This is a genomic window from Haloplanus rubicundus (assembly GCF_003342675.1).
Classification (GTDB): Archaea; Halobacteriota; Halobacteria; order Halobacteriales; family Haloferacaceae; genus Haloplanus; species Haloplanus rubicundus.
Genome location: NZ_CP031148.1, coordinates 2,511,997 through 2,531,329 on the forward strand (window position 1 = coordinate 2,511,997; position 19,333 = coordinate 2,531,329).

General features: G+C 49.9%; 11 protein-coding genes. 7 read left to right on the forward strand and 4 right to left on the reverse strand.

The features are described 5' to 3' along the window. The 3 genes from DU484_RS13935 to DU484_RS13945 all read left to right on the forward strand — a co-directional run bounded on the left by DU484_RS13935 (window position 1) and on the right by DU484_RS13945 (window position 3,979). The gene (locus DU484_RS13935) at window positions 1-324 is read left to right on the forward strand and encodes a hypothetical protein (RefSeq protein WP_114606242.1); all 324 of its coding nucleotides are present in this window, start codon (window positions 1-3) and stop codon (window positions 322-324) included. Between the two features lie 187 nt (window positions 325-511). Continuing rightward, the gene (locus DU484_RS13940; RefSeq protein WP_114606243.1) at window positions 512-1,936 is read left to right on the forward strand and encodes a PDDEXK family nuclease; all 1,425 of its coding nucleotides are present in this window, start codon (window positions 512-514) and stop codon (window positions 1,934-1,936) included. Window positions 1,937-2,272: 336 nt separating this feature from the next. Further along, window positions 2,273-3,979, forward strand: coding sequence for a hypothetical protein (locus DU484_RS13945; RefSeq protein WP_114606244.1), 1,707 nt, complete (start codon window positions 2,273-2,275; stop codon window positions 3,977-3,979). 891 nt (window positions 3,980-4,870) lie between these two features. Here the strand turns inward: DU484_RS13945 and DU484_RS13950 are convergent. After that, the gene (locus DU484_RS13950) at window positions 4,871-7,498 is read right to left on the reverse strand and encodes a hypothetical protein (protein ID WP_114606245.1); all 2,628 of its coding nucleotides are present in this window, start codon (window positions 7,496-7,498) and stop codon (window positions 4,871-4,873) included. A gap of 199 nt (window positions 7,499-7,697) precedes the next feature. Between DU484_RS13950 and DU484_RS13955 the strand changes: the two genes are divergently transcribed. The 3 genes from DU484_RS13955 to DU484_RS13960 all read left to right on the forward strand — a co-directional run bounded on the left by DU484_RS13955 (window position 7,698) and on the right by DU484_RS13960 (window position 14,114). Then, window positions 7,698-9,563, forward strand: coding sequence for an outer membrane protein assembly factor BamB family protein (locus tag DU484_RS13955; protein WP_114606246.1), 1,866 nt, complete (start codon window positions 7,698-7,700; stop codon window positions 9,561-9,563). Between the two features lie 459 nt (window positions 9,564-10,022). Beyond that, window positions 10,023-10,481 carry a hypothetical protein gene (locus DU484_RS19590; RefSeq protein WP_157969574.1) on the forward strand — a complete coding sequence of 153 codons (459 nt, stop codon included), beginning with the start codon at window positions 10,023-10,025 and terminating at the stop codon, window positions 10,479-10,481. 1,818 nt (window positions 10,482-12,299) lie between these two features. Further along, window positions 12,300-14,114, forward strand: a complete 1,815-nt coding sequence (locus DU484_RS13960; protein WP_114606247.1) for an outer membrane protein assembly factor BamB family protein — start codon at window positions 12,300-12,302, stop codon at window positions 14,112-14,114. A 346-nt stretch (window positions 14,115-14,460) separates the two neighbouring features. On the opposite strand, the gene DU484_RS13965 is transcribed toward DU484_RS13960, so the two are convergent. Then, window positions 14,461-14,661, reverse strand: coding sequence for a hypothetical protein (locus DU484_RS13965; RefSeq protein WP_114606248.1), 201 nt, complete (start codon window positions 14,659-14,661; stop codon window positions 14,461-14,463). A gap of 523 nt (window positions 14,662-15,184) precedes the next feature. Here DU484_RS13965 and DU484_RS13970 point away from each other — a divergent pair. Continuing rightward, complete coding sequence (locus DU484_RS13970) at window positions 15,185-15,541, forward strand: hypothetical protein (protein ID WP_114606249.1); 357 nt, start codon at window positions 15,185-15,187, stop codon at window positions 15,539-15,541. A gap of 709 nt (window positions 15,542-16,250) precedes the next feature. Here the strand turns inward: DU484_RS13970 and DU484_RS19595 are convergent. Both DU484_RS19595 and DU484_RS19600 read right to left on the reverse strand, forming a co-directional pair. Beyond that, entirely contained in the window at window positions 16,251-18,119 is a 1,869-nt protein-coding gene (locus DU484_RS19595) for a hypothetical protein (RefSeq protein WP_157969575.1), read from the reverse strand. 573 nt (window positions 18,120-18,692) lie between these two features. Further along, complete coding sequence (locus tag DU484_RS19600) at window positions 18,693-18,866, reverse strand: hypothetical protein (protein WP_157969576.1); 174 nt, start codon at window positions 18,864-18,866, stop codon at window positions 18,693-18,695. Between the last annotated feature and the right edge of the window lie 467 nt (window positions 18,867-19,333).

Sequence of the window (19,333 nt, forward strand, 5' to 3'; positions counted from 1 at the left end):
ATGGAAGACGATACTACTCAAGTCGATCCGGAGGACGTGACCCTCATTGAAGCGATGTTAGGGTATGATATACTGCTGAACGGTGAACGCGTCGGAGCTATCGAAGGTGTTCCTGGGAAAATCGAGCATATCGATGTCAAGCTTCACTTACAAGACAAAGGAATCGGACGAGCCGCTTTTAACGAGTTCATAGCCTTGAGTCAAGCACACGGTGTCTCCGAAGTGACGACGAACAACGTGATGCATCCTGCTATGGAGCATATTCTTGAGTCCGAAGGGTTCGAAGAGCGGTCAGAGGAAATGGGGTGGACTAAAGAAATCTGAGCTCGTTGAAATCCTCAATCAGTAATAGATTTTCGCGAGCATGCTGAATACATAGCGCGAGTCTTGCATTTGGAAATCTGAGAGTAGATTAGTAAGCATATACTAGAAATTTCAAACTATATTTAATTGTCAGATTTTTGAAAAATGTCGTTACAAACTTGATGAGGAGGATTGAAAATATGCGTTCATGGACGATTCAGAAAGAGAAACCGTGGAGTTAGACCAATATGATGTGATGCGGTATGAGCAGCTTCTGTCTGAATTCTTAGATAGACACAGCAATTTTGAAGACCAACTTTCCGAGTGGAGAAAGGGCTTGAATCGACACGGAGAACGCGTGAGTCTTGACGAAGCTCCCGAGAGCGAGATGTCTATTGCCAATGCAAGGGAAGCTCATCCCCTGTTCAGCCGGATTGTCACGACTAGGGAGGAGACGAACCGTTATTTCAGGACAGGCAACATCAGGATGCTCTTGCCTGTTGTAGACGTGATTTACGCTGGTAGAGCCATAGAGGTATTTGACGAATTGGGTGTGATTGAAGCAGATGAGACTGGCCCAGATATCGCCGAAGAGTACGTCCAACGGTTACTAAATCGGGATGAAACCCTAGACGCCTTGTTCGAATTGGAGACGGCTTCGATTTTCCACCGACGTGGCTTCGATACCAAGTTGGTCAAAGAGGGTAGTGTAGGAGGCCGCGACATAGTCGTAACAGAAGACTGCACTGACGTTTCTATTGAGTGCAAGCGGAAGACCAGCCAGGTGCCATTCGATGAAAAGATGGAGATTACCGGTAAGACGATCAGCGACAAAGTTTGGAATCAAATCAATATAGGTAAAGACAGCTTCGCCCTTCGAATCTCCTCGGACACGCCGCCAAAAGATCAGCATATAGATCAACTTGCTGACTCCATTGCTGAACTTCTTCGAAACAGATGGGAAGAGAATTCTGTAACGGTAGATGGTGATAAGTTCCATATCGAGTTGCTCGACTACTACGAAGGCGGGCGGGTGACTGAATACGAAGGTAGAATCCCTAGGACTGCCTCTGAAATGGATGAGCTTCGGGAGAAGATTGATCCTCTGGGGCATTTGGACCACGAGATTGATCCGATGGATACGGACGGCCATGGCGACGTTCAAATCTTTGTGAACGAACTGGGCCAAGTAGTGGTTATGAATGCATATGCGATGGAGTTTGACTTCCCGAAGTACGACGAGATTCAGTTGAATGATTGGGTGATGAACACGATTCGCTCCGCTTCAAGCCAAGTTTCCGGTTTCCAACCTAGTGTCGTCTTCATTGATTTGCCCTACATCGTAATTGAGCAGATGCAGAGAAGGGAGACGGAAAGTTATCATGGCGGCACAGTCAGCCAGTGGCAGAGGCTGGCCAACGAACAGATTATCGGCCTACTCAACAAATCTGATAGTCTAAATGCAATCATATTCTCCTCGCACTCTGAGCAACATGGAGATAATGTCGTAGAGATGGGACGCCCGATTGCCGTGGACTCACCTATTCACTCTATCTTCAATATAGACCCAGAAGAAGAGTTACCATCAAGAATCAAGGAATTTATCGAGGGAAGCCATGTGGATCCAGACTAAATCCAATCTCGGTTTCTGAGTGGTCTACCGATCGACTTCTGCATCTGAATTAGCGTCAGAAGAAAGAAGCTGTGCTGCGAGACCCTACTTATATATTCATCAAAGCCACCCTGACCGATAGTGGAGGAAAAATGGTCCTCTATTGGATCAGTAGTAGTGGCCTCTCTGGAAAACTTCGACACCATTTAACACTGACCTTCCGCGGATTATAGTATTCCTCTACCAACGAACTCGAATCCACCACTAACTCTCTCCAAAGTTCGGGACCGCCTCGATGCCTCTATTCGCCGCGCTTTCGACCAAGACAATACTACTCTTGTAGAAGCTCTCCCGGCAATGGGCAAGAGCTACGGAGTCATTGAGTGGGCAGAGACGACGGGAAACCCACTTACTGTCTTCACTTCTCGACGGGAACTCTACGGTCAGTACACGCAGTGGTGTGAGGAGATGGGTCTGAGTTTTCTCTCACTACCTGCCTTTCAACATGACTGCGAAACGATGGGAGAGGATCTACCCTTGGAGGAGCAAGTCAACGAAGTCTATGAGTCGGGGATCTCCGGAGCAGAAATCCACGAAAACGCTCGCCAATACTTCGGTCGACCACTACCCTGTCAACAACAAGGGAAGTGTCGATACATGGAGCGGCGGGAGTTCGATCCCGAGAACTACGACGTGCTGATCGGACACTACCTCCAAGCTCACAATCGAGACTACCTCGAAGACCGCTACGTCGCTATCGACGAGTTTCCTGGTGATGCCTACTTCTTCGAGCCGACACACAATGATGCGACGAGAGCGATCAGTAACTACCTGGATGCTGAGGATGCTCTTCCATTCGAGAACTGGAAGGATCTGATCCGTCGACGAAACAACTCAGAATACGAAGACGAGGTCAGGGAATGGGTGAGCGACCTTGGCTTCTATTCTCACCGGGACACGAGACTCCTTCTACAACGGAAACCCGGATTCCACGCTCATGCTCCACTCCTCACCCATGCTGGACTTGAGTTTGATCTGCTGGATAACGAGTGGGAAACTGCCACCCTTGGAGCGGGGCGGAGAGCCGTCCGAAGTCCCGAAGACGAATGGACGGTTCTCATTCCACCACCACTCTATGCGTCAGAGAGTGTCATCGCCCTCGACGGAACTCCCACAGTAACCAAATGGCGACTGGCCCTCGGTGGTGACTGGATAGAACACGAGAAAGTGCTTGAGTCGGACACAGAGAAACGAGAGTACCTACGGAACGTTCTTGGACTCGAGATCAAGCAAACGGATGCTGGTTCGAAACCACATCAGAGCGGCAAGCACATCAATACCAAATCAGACGGAGCGCTGTTGGAGGGGATCTACGAGCGGGAGGGAACTCATCCGGCAGTCATCACCTCGAAGCAAGCGCAGGAACAGTACGACTCTTCCATGGTGCATCAATTCATCGAGGGGGCGGAACACTATGGCAATCTCAAGGGCAGTAACAAATTCGCGGAAACTCGTGTTGGTGCAGTAATTGGGAGTCCACATCCACCAGAGAACGAGGCCGTCAAACGATGGGGTGCTCTCGACGGGAGAGCAGTCGAACGGAAAGAGCGAAACGACGGACAACCAACCCGTGGCGAAGGTCTTGAGTTCCAATGGCCCGGCAACAAGCTCTTTCAAGACGTTGTCGAGAAGGAAGTCCTCCAGGCTGTGATGCGCTTCGGCCGTACTCCCTCGAAGGGTGAGAAGGGTGCAACTGTCTACGTCCACACGTCTCGACTTCCGGAATGGGTCACTCCCGACGAAGCCTTGGAGGTTGATACCTGGTCGGATGGAATGGAGGAAGTCGTTAACGCGCTACGTCGTTCGGAGTCATGGCCCGATGGCGAGCTGACGAACAAAGAGATAGCGGCGGACACGTCGGTCGGGACGAAGCAGGTCGGTGAACTGATGAAAGAACTGGACGAGGAAGGATACGTCACTCACCGGCGCGGCGGACGTGGGAACGCGTATCATTGGTCGGACGTTCGGCTGGCGGAGTTCACGGAGTTCGGGCAGGTGGAGTAGGGGGGTTTCTGACCTCTCACGTATAGACTTAGTACGTCAGACTTCGAGAAAAACAAACGGAGCGCGTCAACGCATCGAGGGGTGATGACCATCTTCTTTTTATCGACAATTGACGTAACGTATAGTAGCTGTATACGGTAGTGAGTAGTTCGGTTAATGCGGTTGTTATTATACTAATTATGTAGTATATACAGCACAGCATAATAACGAAGAATAACTAAGCCACCTCCAAGGCTTGCAATTAGCGTAGTTACAGCTGTTAGTATAGTAATTAGTAATAACTACTCTGCCGCACTAATAGGAAGGATCAACAAGCACCTCGAAGGCTTACAATTAACTTAGAAATCAGCGTAATAGATGTTCTCGAAAGTAGAGGTACACCGATCTCCACTTCCCACAACTGAGATATACAGCAGAGCATCAGCAACAGCTTCCAACAGAGGGACGCACACTAACCGCTATTGCGTTTTTTGTGGTGACGAAAGGGGATGTATTCTATTGATAAACAGAGGCTGTTAGAACGTCGACTGTCGAAACAAATGGGGCAGTTAGAACACTACCCAGATCGAAAATCGGCAGAGTAGGTAAGCCCGTCAGCGAGATTGGTGGGCTGAGACTGGAAATTGAGGTCTTTCGGAAGTGTAGCTAATGGGTAGTATAGCAGGAGTTCCGAAAAAGATCAAGGTCGTACACCGTCCGGTTAATTTCGGCTTGTCGACAAGGATCTGTTCAAGAAGCGAACCTTCGAGGAGAGATGAACGAGCGAATTGAAAGCAGACTCCAATCCACCGCCGTAAACCACCTCGAAGGCTTACAGCTACCGAGCGAGATCGTAGGGTATCTCACCTACTACCGAAAACGTCAGACAGATTCCTTTCACACCGATATTATTCAGTCAGCGTTGTACGCGCTGATTACCTCCAAAACGTCTCTAAAGCTAACTTCAACACCGTTGTATGTTTCGTCAGCATTGTAAGCTTGGATCACACCTAATACGTCTTGGAAGGTTGGTTCGCCGGGCTCGGTCGGTAGGGGGCTACTGTCGCCCTCCGTAACGGCTCCTTCTTGAGTAGGATCCTCTGGGACAGTTGCTGTAAGTGTCTGTGATTTTCCCTCCTCAATCGATGCTGTATAGCTATCGTTAATTGTGCCACCTTCCGCTGTGGTGCCTTTTATTTCAACTGTGTACTCTCCGTTATCCGTTCCCGTGGCGATGATATCGTAGTCGCCGGCCGATGCGTCAAAGAAATAGTACAGTCCTTCGTACTCTGTCTCTTCTCGGATCTTGTCGTTGGGTATCGGTGACTCTGGGACAAGCTGGCCATCAGGTCCCGTCACATTCAGGATTACTGGCGATTTAACACCGACAGATATGAAACTCTCAAGGCCCTGGGAGAGGATGGTTTCGAATCCCTCGTTATTTCCACCGACACTGAATAATGATAAATCTGGGTCTGGCTTTTCAGCTAAGAACATCGCTCGGTCATAAGTATCCCCATCGATACCAGTATAAGAGACAGAAAAATCCTCATCCTTTGAGGAGCGAGAAAACACCAGTTGTGTCTCTCCGCCTTGCTGATATGTTTCGGCCAGATAGTTCGGGTCATAGATCGGGACTGAAACCAAGAAGTCAGACTCACGTTGTACCTCGTATGCGAGAACCTGGTGGCCACCCAAGAATCGATCAACGAGCGATGACACAGACGAATCGACTAACGACACAGATGCCGGGGTGCCCTTGGTGACTTGGTTTTCGATTGCGTTCAGCACATCCTCGTGATTGATCGAACCGGAACCTACATCAGGAGCGAAGACTTGGGCAAAGTATCTGAAGCCGAATATGGGATCGAATGCCTGTGAGTGCTGAATTTCGTCTATGTCTACTTCGACAGGATCCAAGCCGTCGGTCGTTTCAGGATTATCGATGATATCGGCGGCCGTTTCTACAGATGTAGAATATTCTGGGAGAGAAGGAACACCACTTGAGGAATACTTTCGTGCAGTGTGTACCATTCCTAAGCAGTGCCCCCCCGTTAGACCACCATCAAGAGCCAAATATAATGCGCTCGCAAGGGCGGGAACAAATCCTGGCGCCGAGGTAGCGATACCCATATCCTCTAATTGGGGAAGAAATGTCGTCCGAACAGCAGTAAACACCTCGTCGGAATCCGGTGTTGACCCAGTATCGTAGTTGGCAAAGCCAAACCCATGGACAGACGGGTCAAATCCTGAGACTGGCGTGTTTTCTGCACTATTGTTCTTGAACACATACGTTGCGCCTGAATGATTGCCGAGTGCTGAATCACCCGGTGCCCCAACAAACGCGGTCCCATCATCGAGTGCCACTATGCCGGAAAATTCGTCTTCGGAATCGCCATCATCCGGCGTTAGTTTGGCCTGCTGGCTCCACTCTCCATTTGTTTGAGTGAAGATATATGGTGACAAGGTGTCAGCTGACTCCGTAGGAGCTGGGACCCCAATGATTGCCGTGTCTCCTGATAGCGTAAGTGATGGAACAAAGTCACTAGTGCTATCATAGTCATCTGGCGTCAGTTTGGCTTGCTGGCTCCACTCTCCGTCATCCCGGGAGAACACGTATGCTGATGTATCGTTTCTTGCTCCGATAAGCGCCGTTTCTTTCGCCAGTGCGGCAGATATTCCGAAAACGTCGCTACTATCGCCATCTTCGGGGGTCAGTTTGGCCTGCTGACGCCACTCTCCGTTATCCCGGGAGAATACGTACGCTGTGCCTGCGGAATCTCCATTAGAATTATTATCCCTGGACGCACCAATAAGAGCGATTTCTCCCGCTACTGCGACCGGGTCCCCAAAGAAGTCTTCGTCAGCACTATCATTTGCCGTGAGTTTCGCTTCTTGTGTCCATTCATCATCATCAGTGCGATTGAATACATACGCAGAGCCTGTTCGGTTGTCACCGTCGCCATCCCCAGGTGCGCCAATAAGTACTGTTTCCTCTTCTATATCAACGGACGTTCCAAACAAGTCTCCAGACCCGCTGTCAGCGGGAATTAGCTTGGCTTGTTGCGTCCACTCGCCGTTATTACGCGAAAACACATATGCTGATCCTGCTCCCGCTGTGTTTCCATTAGGAGCCTCATCGTAGTGAGCGCCGATAAGTGCTGTTTCCCTCGATAGTGCAACTGCATCCCCAAAGCTGTCTTCGCTATCCCCATCGTCGGGAATTAGCTTTGCCTGCTGATCCCATTCGCCAGTATTTCGCGAGAACACATATGCCGACCCTGAATGTTCCCCATTTGGATCATCACCGTACGCTCCAATGAGAGCAGTCTGATTCGATAGTGCAACTGCGCTACCGAAAAGGTCTTCAGTACTGCCATCATCGGCTGTCAGCTTCGTTTGTTGGAGCCAGTCCGTTTGTTGAGCCGACTGTTCCGCCTGTTTTTGTCCAGTTGAGGGTAACTGTCCCTTGACTCGCCCAGTCCATCCACCAATAGCCCCCGTGCCGAGTAACCCAAGGAATGACCGCCTTCTGACCATTACGCATGTATGTGTAATAGGTATACATTATATTTCGGATAAAGGTAGAAGATACTTCATTGTCGTCGTAATTGGAATCTCTCGATTTTACCACAAGCCAAAAATACAAAACGTGAAAGAAATATGTACAGTTTGGCTCTCGAAATTACTGTTCCAGTTTGGAGCATGAAAGTATCCGACAAGGTGAGGAAAGTCAACCATGCAAGAACTTGATCGACGGACGCTACTTCAGACGGGGGTAATGGGTGTTACAGCAGGAATTGGCCTTAGTGGGATCGCTGGTCGTGGGCAGGCAACTGGGACCAGCCCCGATAAGGCGCCCGCATACACGACAGAGACATCAGCGATTAGCCTGCCAGACCCCGTTACTGAACCACTCTGGACCAAACAGTTTGATGGAGACACCTATGCGAGATATGCATATGGTGGTGAAGCGGTATACGTTCGGGTATCTCCACAGAATGACATAGATTCGACTCAATTACTTGCGATTAATGCAGAAACTGGCGAGGTGCGCTGGCAACGCGACTTCTCCAGTGAATTCATTGATATAAGGCCGTTTGAGGACAATGTTCTCGTGCAACAGGGGTCGACAATAACGGCCTACGATCCGCCATCCGGCAGTCAGCAGTGGACTATCGAATACCCCAGTGAAGGGGAGCATAGGCGGCTTACAACGAGTCTTGTTCGAGAAAAAACATTTCTCGTCACCAGTGAAGAGGAAGGGATTACGGATAATCAACTCTTGGGTGTTGATCAATCGACTGGAGAAATAATATGGAACAAGACTATCTCGCTTCCAGGGGCACATCAGGAGGCAACCCTCCCATTTTCACCAAACGAATATGTGATGTTCGCAACGGCCGATGGTCACCGTATCCTTGATCTTGATGCACGCACTGGCGAGGTCTTTGGGACGTACACCATCCCTGTAGCCGAACCGATCGCATCATCAGACTCCCTCATTGTCTCTCTGAGGGAATATCCTGAAAATTACACTCTCGTGAACAGCTCTAGCTACACAGGTTCATCATCAACTGAGGTCGTGAGAGTATTCGAGTCCTTCGACAGTGATCCAGTTCTCACACTTTCTGGACCGAGGATTCCTCAGATTGACGGCAGACGTGGGGATCTGAAATACGGAATCATCGACGAGGGACAGTTCCGCGCCGTTGCAGTCCCAAGTGGGGAGACACTCTGGACGCAGTCCATTGATACTGATATCAACCACCAGATTGGGGGATGGGTTAACGGACTCTTTTATCACCTGACGAATACACCTGCATCAGCAGGTTACACGGCCAAACTTGCGGCCAGACAGATCTCAACGGGGCAGGTTGAGTGGAGTCGTACAATCTACGAGAATATGCAAACAGAAGATTCCCGACCACCATACATCAATTTGCGATCATATAGCGATCCGGTGATTGTGGGGCGTGCTAATGGAGATTTCTTAGCTCTCGATGCGGCTACTGGGACAGTAGAGGAGTGGGCAATTTCGCTCACCACTGAAGGAGACAATTATGATCTTTATCGAGCGAATCAAGACGGATTCGTTATGACGACAACTGACACATATGCCCCGGAGTCGACGAGTCTTTCGATGTTCCCTGCGCCGGATTCTGACTCGTCATCTGATTCACCCTCTGACGGGTCTGACTCACCGACCGAGTCGCCATCTGAGGGCAACCTCAGTCTGTCACTTTCGCCTTCATCGGTTACTTCCGGGACGACAACAGATGTAGGCGTCACAGTTACCGACAGTGCAACCGGCGACGCAGTTGTAGATGCAACAGTCTCACTCTCTGCTCTTGGTTTGTCGGCGACCACGGATCTGAATGGTGAGGCAACCCTGTCGATAAACACTAACGATCCAGACGAATACACCATCTCAGTCAGTAAGGACGGCTACGCAGACACTACAACGACACTAACCGTGGAAGACAGCGAGAGTAGTGATGCGTCCTTCCAAGATGTACTGGGAACAATTGGAGACTACAATTCTGGCAATGCATCATTCCAAGACGTACTCCAAGCAATAGCTGACTACAACGCGAACAACTGACCAAGTACCTGCGTCGTTTGGGACGTAATGTGAACGAGATGTACGTCTGGGAAACCGTGCTTGTCAACGAGGATTGACTGAGTACCGAGCCTTCGAGGGGGAGGATAGCGAACGAATTTAGAGCGGGCTCTACTCCGCCGCCGTAACACCCTCGAAGGCTTGGAACCCCCCAGTGAAATCGTAGGGTATCTCACCTACTGTCCTTATGTGGGAAACCCTACGATCTCGACCACGAAGCTGGAGATTGACGTGGCGATCCTTCAAGATAGGGTGAAGCGTATATCGAAAAGTTTCGAATACCGGGACAGTAGAGTCCCAACTGGTTATCACTCCTTCTCCCGTATACGCGATTAGGGACCGTTGAAGAAATACAGAATATCATATAAAGAAAGACTCCTTGTGTATTAACTGAGATAGGGGAGATAAGTTTGATATGATATTGTTCTGATTGGATTTATTATGAGTGAAGAGCTTGAGGAGGTTATTGCCAGTTCGGGTAGCACAGTCACGAGAGATAGATTAACGGGTCACGCGACGTACTACCCTCCAATAGAAACGCATATTGAAAATGGATTAATTCCATTTCATATCGCACTTTTGACCCATAATTGGGATCTCGACATATTCCATGGTGGACATTCAGAAGATTATACAAAGTATATGGAAGTAAGTACGAGAGATGTTGCTCTGGTAGCCGGTCATGATGTAGTCGCTGTCATCAATGAATCAACTATAGCCGTAGCTCTCCCATACGAGATGATTTCTTCAGTTTGGACAGATGAGAGCGGTAACAGCCGGAGGGTAGAAGTGCGGGATACATATCATAGTATGAGCTTCCAACATGCAGAAGCGAAATCTGCCCCATCTAACCAGTTTGATGAGACAATACGATATATACGTAGTCGAATCTCGAATTGATCGTGTGTTCTTTTTTAATATCTTTTCTTCCCCACTCCGTATCAATATCCGGATAAGGGCGGCTTGAGGTATGGTTCGATGCCTGGAGGAGTTGGTCATCCTCCACAGTTTCTTCGGTGACAACCCCACCGTCAGTCTGGAGCGTGGACACTCAACAGCGGGTTGTAGAACGACAGGACCGCCGACCGTAGCGAGCGAAACCTTGTGCTGGCAGTCGTACTTCTCGTTGTACTGTCTGTCGGATATTCATACTTCGCCGGGACAAGGACACCGTCGCGTCCTATTGACCGACCGAGAACGGGAACTCATAGAGGGGGCAACGTCGATGACGACCTCCGGTATCAAGTTGTGTCTCGTGTACGCCGGAAGATTGACTCGGAGTTGTCGACCGATGTGGAGATCCTACGGGAGAACGATCCCGATCTCAACGAAGAGTGGTCTGTGAATCGGAGTGAAACTAATCTTAGAGGCGACAGGAAGCAAGCCCTCCTACTGAGTGTTCTTACGAACAGTTCCAAGGAATTGAATCCCTGATCGAAAACCGATTCTAAGGCCCGGAACCTCTGATGAAATCGTTGGGTGTCAACACGATCTCCTCGATGACTCGGAACGACAGAGGAGTAGCAGTCGACAGTCCGGAAGGTGAACTTGCACGAGGTCGACGGAAGCTGACTGGCGAAGACTGCCTGCGTCGTTTGGGAAGCCGTACTTGTCGACGAGGATTGAGTGGGTCCCGAGCCTTCGAGGGGAAGAGAACGAGTGAGTTTAGAGCGGACTTTAACACTTGATCGTAAACCACCTCGAAGGCTTACAATTTCTCCGAGAAATCGTAGGGTATCTCACCTACTGTCCTCATGTGGAATAACCACGCATGGAGCGAAGGGGAACCAAGCCTCCCTTCTTTGTTTCCGCGACCTATATATTATGTGAGAGGAGAATCATTTGTCATTCTATGGCACTTGTTCGTTGCGAAGAACATCTACCGGAGAGCGGGAGAGGACGGAACTACGTGGTTGCCGTAGAACCAATTGGATTACCAAAGACTGCCGCAGTTTGCGGAAGGGAAGGGACTGGACACATAATTCCAGGTTACGTTCTACTTGATGAGTCAGAGTACGAGCAGTTCAAACAGGGTCAACGGGTGTTCGAACCTCACTCAAACGCCACCCATATTAAAACGAATGGCACCGTAGCCTTCGAACTTGACTGAGCGAGCAATTTGCCAAACTACGAATACGAGAACGTGTGGCCGGCTACCGAGAGCACTGGAATCAGTCGCGTGGCGACTCGGACAAACTGACTGAATGGAGCCTAACCCTCTCTGAAGTCGCCTGTACTGTTTCACGAGCTATCGCGAGCAGTTCGACAGGAATGATCCCAGCTTCACCAGGAGCTTCGAGAGGTCGTATTTTTACCGGAGAGAATCGAGCCTTCGAGGGCGGGGATAGCTCACGAATTTAGAGCGGACTCTAATCCCCTGGCTGAAAACCACCTCGAAGGCTTGGAACCCTACAGTGAAATCGTAGGGTATCCCACCTACTGTCCTTATGTGGGATACCCAACGATCCCGACTACAAAGCTGAGGACTAACATGGCGATACCTCAAGAGGTGACCAGAAAGTGTAGTGAATGGCAATTACGCAAGGATAATGCTGTGATTTCGGTACAAAGTACTGCAGAGGCGGTCATAGTCGGATGATTTCGATTATGTCACAAGCCCAAAATACAAGACGTGAAAGAAATATGTACAGTTTAGCTCACCAAATTATGGCTCCAGTTTGGAGCATGAAAGATCCGACAAGGTGAGGCAAGTCAACCATGCAAGAGCTTGATCGACGGACGCTACTTCAGATGGGGGTAATGGGCGTTACAGCAGGAACAGGGCTCGGTAGGCTCGCTGGTCGTGGGCAGGCTATGAACATCAGTCATAGTCAACCTACATTCACCTCTAGAGCGTCAGCGATTAGTCCTCCAGACACATTTACCGAACCACTTTGGACTACACAGTTCGATGGATCAATTACCCAAACAGTCGGTGAGGGAGAACTCTACATTGTAGATTCATCACCGACTGACGGCGACCGGCTGTTGGCATTGAATATTCAAACAGGCGAGGAACGCTGGAGTCGTGCCATCTCCACTACCCAAAATCCAGTTACCGTCACTGCTGATAGAGTTCTTGAGATCGACCAATCCACAGTGATTGCCTACGAACGTTCGTCTGGAGAGCAACAGTGGACAGTTCAGTACCCTGGAGAGGTAGATTTCTCTTCATTGGTACTCCGAGAGGCAGGCGAGGAGACGCTTCTCATCACTAGCCGGGCAGAAGGTGCTACAGAGAAGCGACTCCTTGGAGTCAATACCACGACTGGTGATGTGCGCTGGGATAAGACAGTCTCACTTCCAGGAGAGTTTGTGGAAGCAACCCTTCCCTATTCTCCAGCAGACCCGGACATTTACGTAATGTTCGCAACGACGACTGGGCATCAGATTTTGGATCTTAATGCAACAACAGGCGAGGTAAACGAAACACATACAGTCCCTATAGCCGGACCAATCTCGTCAGGAAATCCCACGAGTTCCTTTTTAATCGAGGAATCTGAAGATTACCTAGTCGTTAGGAGTTTCGGACTGGTTAATGAGGGGGGGATAGTTGTGGTCCAAATTTTCTCATCATTCAGCGACGAACCGGACCTCGTACTGTCTGGCGTGAATGTTCACCAGATCGATAGCCGACCCGGTGAGAAAAAATATGTCGTTATAGACGACGAACGACTTCGTGGCGTCGCCTCTCCAAGTGGCGAGACTCTCTGGGAGCAGTCAATTAATACTGATGTCACTCAGCGTATTCGTAGCGGTACTACTTCAGATTTATTCTATAATTTACGATTCCCATCAACATCCACAGGCGAGTACGAGACTGAAATTGCTGCTCGGAGTGTAACGACTGGGGAAATTGAGTGGAGTCGTTCTGTAGCAGAGAATAGTGGTCAACCAAATATAGGATTTTATCCGGGTGATAACACGGTACTTGTAAGTCGTAATAACGGAGAATTCGTGTCCCTTGATACAACTACAGGTGAAGTGGGAGACTGGGCGATATCTCTAGCCAGTGAGGGAGACATCTACGATATTTATCAGCATAACGATGTTGTAGTCGCCTCAGCAGAGACTTTTAGTCAAGACCCAGCAAGCGCAACGTTATCCATCTTCCCAGCCCCGGATACGGTTCCTTCCGATTCATCACCTGACGGGGTTCTTGATGTGTCGCTTTCGGCATCACAAATTACGGCTGGAACAACGACTGATGTGACCGTGGCAGTGAGCGACAACACAACCGGCGACTCAGTGGAAGATGCGACAGTCTCAATATCCGATCTCAATCTGTCGGTGACGACGGATCTGAATGGTGAGGCAACCCTGTCGATAAACACTAACGATCCAGACGAATACACCATCTCAGTCAGTAAGGACGGCTACGCAGACACTACAACGACACTAACCGTGGAAGACAGCGAGAGTAGTGAGACGTCCTTCCAAGATGTGCTGGGAACAATTGGAGACTACAATTCTGGCAATGCATCATTCCAAGACGTACTCCAAGCAATAGCTGACTACAACGCGAACAACTGATGAAGTGTGATCTCAGCTACACCGAGAGCTTCGAGGGGTAGTATTTGACTCGGAGAGAAACGATCCTTCGAGGGGAGGGTAGCGAACGAATTTAGAGCGGGCTCTACTCCGCTGCCGTAACACCCTCGAAGGCTTACAGCTCCCCAGAAAAATCGTGGGGTATCTCACCTACTGTATCTATGTCAAACACCCAACAATCTCTACAACGACGCTGGTGACTGACGTGTCGATACCTGAAGGGTGCGGTGAAGCGGAGTAACCACGCATAGAGCGGGAGGAGAGATGACTTGGAGGTATATTAGCGCAGAGAATTTTTACTGTGCGATCTACTCGCTCTCTGACCAATTCACACGTCAAATCCGTTCCGCCTGAGGGCCTCTGCCAGTTCTCCATCAGGATCAGCCGCAAACTCAACCAACGAGGACTCTGGTCTTGTTGTCGTATAGAGATCAGAGTCAATATTCTCCGGAATTTCGTTTGTGTGTGAATTGTCTACAACCGCAACTGATATTGTTGGCCTTGTAGCCCCGTCTTCTGACTCGCTCATTAATTGATGGTACGAGAGAGCAACATTTGGCCTTTGGTATTTGAGTATAAACTGCTCTTTATCTCAAGAGTAACGACGCATAGAGGTGAGGCTGGAACAAGCCCTCCCTGATCGTTAACCGACTCTAAGGCTCGGTACCATCGATGAAATCACTGAGTGTCAACCATCTCGGCAACCAAGCTGACTACCGGTGCGACGAGCTTCGAGAGGTAGTGTGTGATTGAGCGAAACCACGCATAGAGGCGCCTGAAAGCAAGCATCTCCATGCGGTGAAATACCGGGTTGGGACATCACCTGGCGTATACGAGCGCATCATGAGTGGCTTGCTCTGCGAGATTGGTCGTCTGTGGTTCGAAATTGACGAAAGTGTGGAGCGAATCAGCCAGTCACTACACCGGCACATCGGTCACTGTAAACCAGTTTCTTCCAGAATTATGGGAGAGATAAAAAGTATCACTTGGTTGTGCTCAGCGCTAAATAATCACCCAAGGGTTATAGACACCCATGACAAAGGATAACAGGTATGGCCAAACCCGTCGAAAAGGTCGTCGGAAACGAACGCGACGAAAAATGGCGGCACGCGGTCAACACTGATACGTTCCAAGCGATTGAGTCATATTTCCATTCGGAGAAGGAGTATGAGTTCGCTGGGTACGATGTTCTTGAGCTCGGTCCGGAGCGTGAGAACGACTACATGGTGGTATTCCGCTTCGACGATGATAGGGAAGACACAATTCTTGAGGCGGTGCTCACCTTCCGTGATGACGGGCTCGTTGATACGAAAATCACACGAGATTTCATCTCCGATAATGAAATCGTTCGAACGGAGATCTTCGACGTCCAGAATGGCGACGTTGTGAAGCACAGAGAAGTGGAATAACTAACGTGCTGTTTTTCATGCGTTTTAGTGCGCCCTTTTCGGACCAACTAATATATACTTGGAAATGATTTTACCCTCACATGAGCAAATCGACAAAATGTTCTGCCTGCGAACAACTATATCAAGCTGCGGAGTACATTATTAACAATAAAATTGTTTCCGGGGTTGCTCAACTTGGAACAGCTATATTGTGTGGTGTTGCAGCGAATGGATTCACAGGGCCGGTCGGGGGTGGAGCTGCGGGATTTTCGTGTTCCAAACTTGCTGGAAAGGTAATCAGTCATATTCGACAGGACGGTTTTTCACAATCAGCAAATCAGGCTTGTCAATCCATCGGCCTGTGTCCATAATGTTAGCTATTTGTTTTCTATGCCCCTGTATTAGGCGGTTCGGGGAGATCTAAACAACGGGGAGACAGCCATCCAACATCCTCAATAGACAGCTACTGAGAGCGCCGAAATCAGTCGCATGGCGTCTCGAAGAAAGTGACTGCATGGGTTCCACTGGTGAGCAACCTCCGGTTGCGACATAGATGCTCCCCCGAATTTTCGAGAAACTGTACTTGAAGCCGGAGGGTAGGAATCCTTCGAGGGGGAGACCACAGACCAGTTCAGAGCAGACTCTAATCCCGACGCTGTAACACCCTCCAAGGCTTACAATTCTCTTTCGGAACTCTCCCTATACAACCCATTAGCAACACTTCCGTAACTCACTCCGGAAACTCAACGTGACCGAATGATCCAGCGTCTTCAAGGCAGATGTTCGTGTAGCACTTTATTTTTCCCTGTTTCCCTTCGAAGTGAATATAGCCTTCCTCGACAAGGTCGTCAAGTCGATACCTGATCGTTCGCCGACAAAATTCAGGGATAAGAGGATACACGTCTGTCGTCTTCCAGACGCTATCTTGCCAGCTATCAATCTGGGTGATCGCCTCAACGGTTTTTCGCATCCCCTTATCTCCACGAATCCATGAATGGATATTCGGGATTCGTTTCTCCACGGGAAACCACGGGGGAATTGCAGAGGTGTGCAGATACACGGTGGCTCCGCGGACTCCGTTTTCCTTCTCACGTCCGAAACGCATTGCCGCCTGCAACACTTCGTCGTGAACCAATGTGTGCATCACTTCGTTTCCGAAGGGACCAAAGTCTGTACGTGGACCTCGGAGGGGTTCTCCATTAGGATCATCTTTCCGTTCAGCGGATTCGCCTGCAAGGGCGGCCCACTTCTCAATCAGGTCATCTTCGGGGAAAGGACACCCCAATACGAGTCCCAAACGTTCCTTCCCGAAATCGTTCATGCCTTTCAGGTTGCAGTAATGCTCTACTGTCTCCGCCTCTGTGAGCTCGCTCAGACCTTCCGTTCGGTACTGGCGGATAGCCTTCTGAGAGCTAATGAGAGCGAGTTCTTCTCCCTCAGTCTGGCAGATCCCCTCAATGAGTGCCAAATCCTTCGGTGGCGATGCTCCTTTTTTACCCTGTATGGGCTTCCATGCGTCTGTCGTCTGCACGAAGCGATAGCCGAGAACATCCTGTAGATACGTTTCCCGTTCTTCATCATCGAGAAGGGAAAGGGACTGTATCTGCTCGTTAAGCACGACCTGCCACAGGGTTTCGTTAGGAGTTCCATCGAGTGCAACGACACTCTCAGCACAACTTAGGTCAGGAGGAAGGTGGAAGGTCCACTTGTTCTTTTTCGGATTACAGACCGCCACACGGCCATATCCAAGATCGGAGTATCCCCAATTGTTATCGAGTCGTTCCTCCTCTATGAGAGCCAATATTGCCATCGGAGCCAGCGCGTGAGCAGACGGATTCGGACTGCGTCGAACGTGTCCGTAATCATAGGTCCAACTGGGATTCTCCTTCCATGTCTCAATATGGTCCTGCACGTCCGGACTAGCCATTCGTCCGAGGAAGTCTCGATAGTCACGGAAGGGCAGTTGATCCTCGTAATCGTCGAGATAAGCCGAAACGATGGGTTCGATTCCGTCGTCGAACGTCTTCAGGAAGGCATCTTCGGGAAACTCATCGAAGGCAACGTATCTCCCCTTGATCCATTTCTCCGGGTATGCGTGCCGATACGTGCCGAGAAGAACATCGTACTCGGAGGGATCATCGTCTCGCTTCGAAATGAATGGACAGTCACCATCGGCTTGGCAGGGTGTATTGGGATGGTGATTGTGAAGGGTAACTCCGTTAAAACCCCGATTGTAGTCTCTCTGGAGTTCTTTCGCCGCGCCATCTATGGGTTCATATTCTTCGTCACTATTCTTCTCGAAACTCGCACAATCTCGATAGAATGATGGAATCCTCTTGTACGTCAGTCCGAACTCCTCACAATAGTCCTTGTACTCATTCAGAAGTTCGTGACGCGGAGCAAACACGGTCAGTAGCTGTCCCGTCTGTGCCGCCCACTTGATACTACCATAGCTTTTGCCCGATACAGGAAGTGCCTTAATGAGAGAAGTGTCGGGAGATTCGAAACCGCGATGAATTAGGTCATTTAGCCGGTTTCGTACTTCTTCGAGTGTGAGTTCATCTGTCGATTCAGTCGCTATAGATTGTTCTGCGAGCATAGTTGAAATGAAGGGACATACTGCGCGGAGTATACACCCACCTCCATGCTTCGGTGTCAGCCAACTGGATCACGTCAGCAACGGCTGGACAGAGGTTGACGCCCCGAGAATTACCTTCACTGTATAGACAACGTCCAGCATTATAAAGCCGGCGAAAACCGCAAGACAGCGTTGAATTTTTCGAGATTACACGGGCGTCTTCGCTGGTCGAACCCTTGGGGTTGGAGGCTCAAGATCCGCCGAAATAGCGGAGAGAAATCCGGCGGCGTATGTCACGGCGTAAGAAGCAGCCTCTACGTTCGGAGCGACTGGGTCATTTTTCAGTCTGCTCGATACACGGAGAGTTCCACCCACCTCGAAGGCTCAGTACTCGCGCGGGGTACTACGTGCTGGTCTTGTGGTAGAGATGACTATGTGCTACCGAACGGACGAAACCACTCTATCGAGTCTTCCCCAGATAGCGCATGAAGAGCGAGAGTGGTGACCGACGAATACGTATTCCCGGTGGCCGGCTCTCGGGGAGCGTTGATTTTCCGTTGGGTGGCACATAGTCATCTCAACCCGCCGGTCTACTCAGGAAAACAGTTCCGTTGGGTCAGTTTCCATGTGGGAACTCCTCGAATCCGAAGACTCCGAGAATGGAGTATGCTCTTCTTCGTACTCCGCCAGCACTTCCTCATTCTGTGCGATGAGGTATTCCAGCTTGATAGCGAGAGCGTCGATCTCGTTGGAAGGGTCAGTACCCATCTGGTATATGTTTTGAGCGTAGCGTTATTATTCTAAGGAATATTCAAGAAATTAACAGATTCTCGATATAAGTCAGATCCTATACGTATAAGTCGAAACACGCCACCACCTGCCGAAATTAGTGCTACGCAGGGATTTTCTGAGTACCATCGTGTCAGTTAATCCGATAGTTTTATGCCACTCGTGTACGTTTACACAAGTGTCGCAGATTGGGTGTACCCCCGAAATGCCGATTACGCGGCTTGTAGGGTTCAGCGCGAGCGTTTGACGCGAGCGCCCTTCCAAGCTCATGGCCCGGGTTCAAATCCCGGCCGGCGCATTTTCCGAACGAAGTGAGGAAAATCGCCCAGAGGGATTGAACCCTACCAGTCGCGCGCAGCGACCGTAGGGAGCGAGCACGTCTGGTTTTGGTTCAAATCCCGGCCGGCGCACTACGACCTGTTACTGCGCTCGCTTCGCTCGCTTGT

Coding starts and splice junctions, on each gene's coding strand:
- DU484_RS13935 (WP_114606242.1), top strand. CDS start 1: ATGGAAGACGATACTACTCAAGTCGATCCGGAGGACGTGACCCTCATT.
- DU484_RS19600 (WP_157969576.1), bottom strand. CDS start 18,866: ATGGGTACTGACCCTTCCAACGAGATCGACGCTCTCGCTATCAAGCTG.
- DU484_RS13970 (WP_114606249.1), top strand. CDS start 15,185: ATGGCCAAACCCGTCGAAAAGGTCGTCGGAAACGAACGCGACGAAAAA.
- DU484_RS19595 (WP_157969575.1), bottom strand. CDS start 18,119: ATGCTCGCAGAACAATCTATAGCGACTGAATCGACAGATGAACTCACA.
- DU484_RS19590 (WP_157969574.1), top strand. CDS start 10,023: ATGAGTGAAGAGCTTGAGGAGGTTATTGCCAGTTCGGGTAGCACAGTC.
- DU484_RS13960 (WP_114606247.1), top strand. CDS start 12,300: ATGCAAGAGCTTGATCGACGGACGCTACTTCAGATGGGGGTAATGGGC.
- DU484_RS13940 (WP_114606243.1), top strand. CDS start 512: ATGGACGATTCAGAAAGAGAAACCGTGGAGTTAGACCAATATGATGTG.
- DU484_RS13950 (WP_114606245.1), bottom strand. CDS start 7,498: ATGGTCAGAAGGCGGTCATTCCTTGGGTTACTCGGCACGGGGGCTATT.
- DU484_RS13955 (WP_114606246.1), top strand. CDS start 7,698: ATGCAAGAACTTGATCGACGGACGCTACTTCAGACGGGGGTAATGGGT.
- DU484_RS13965 (WP_114606248.1), bottom strand. CDS start 14,661: ATGAGCGAGTCAGAAGACGGGGCTACAAGGCCAACAATATCAGTTGCG.
- DU484_RS13945 (WP_114606244.1), top strand. CDS start 2,273: ATGGGCAAGAGCTACGGAGTCATTGAGTGGGCAGAGACGACGGGAAAC.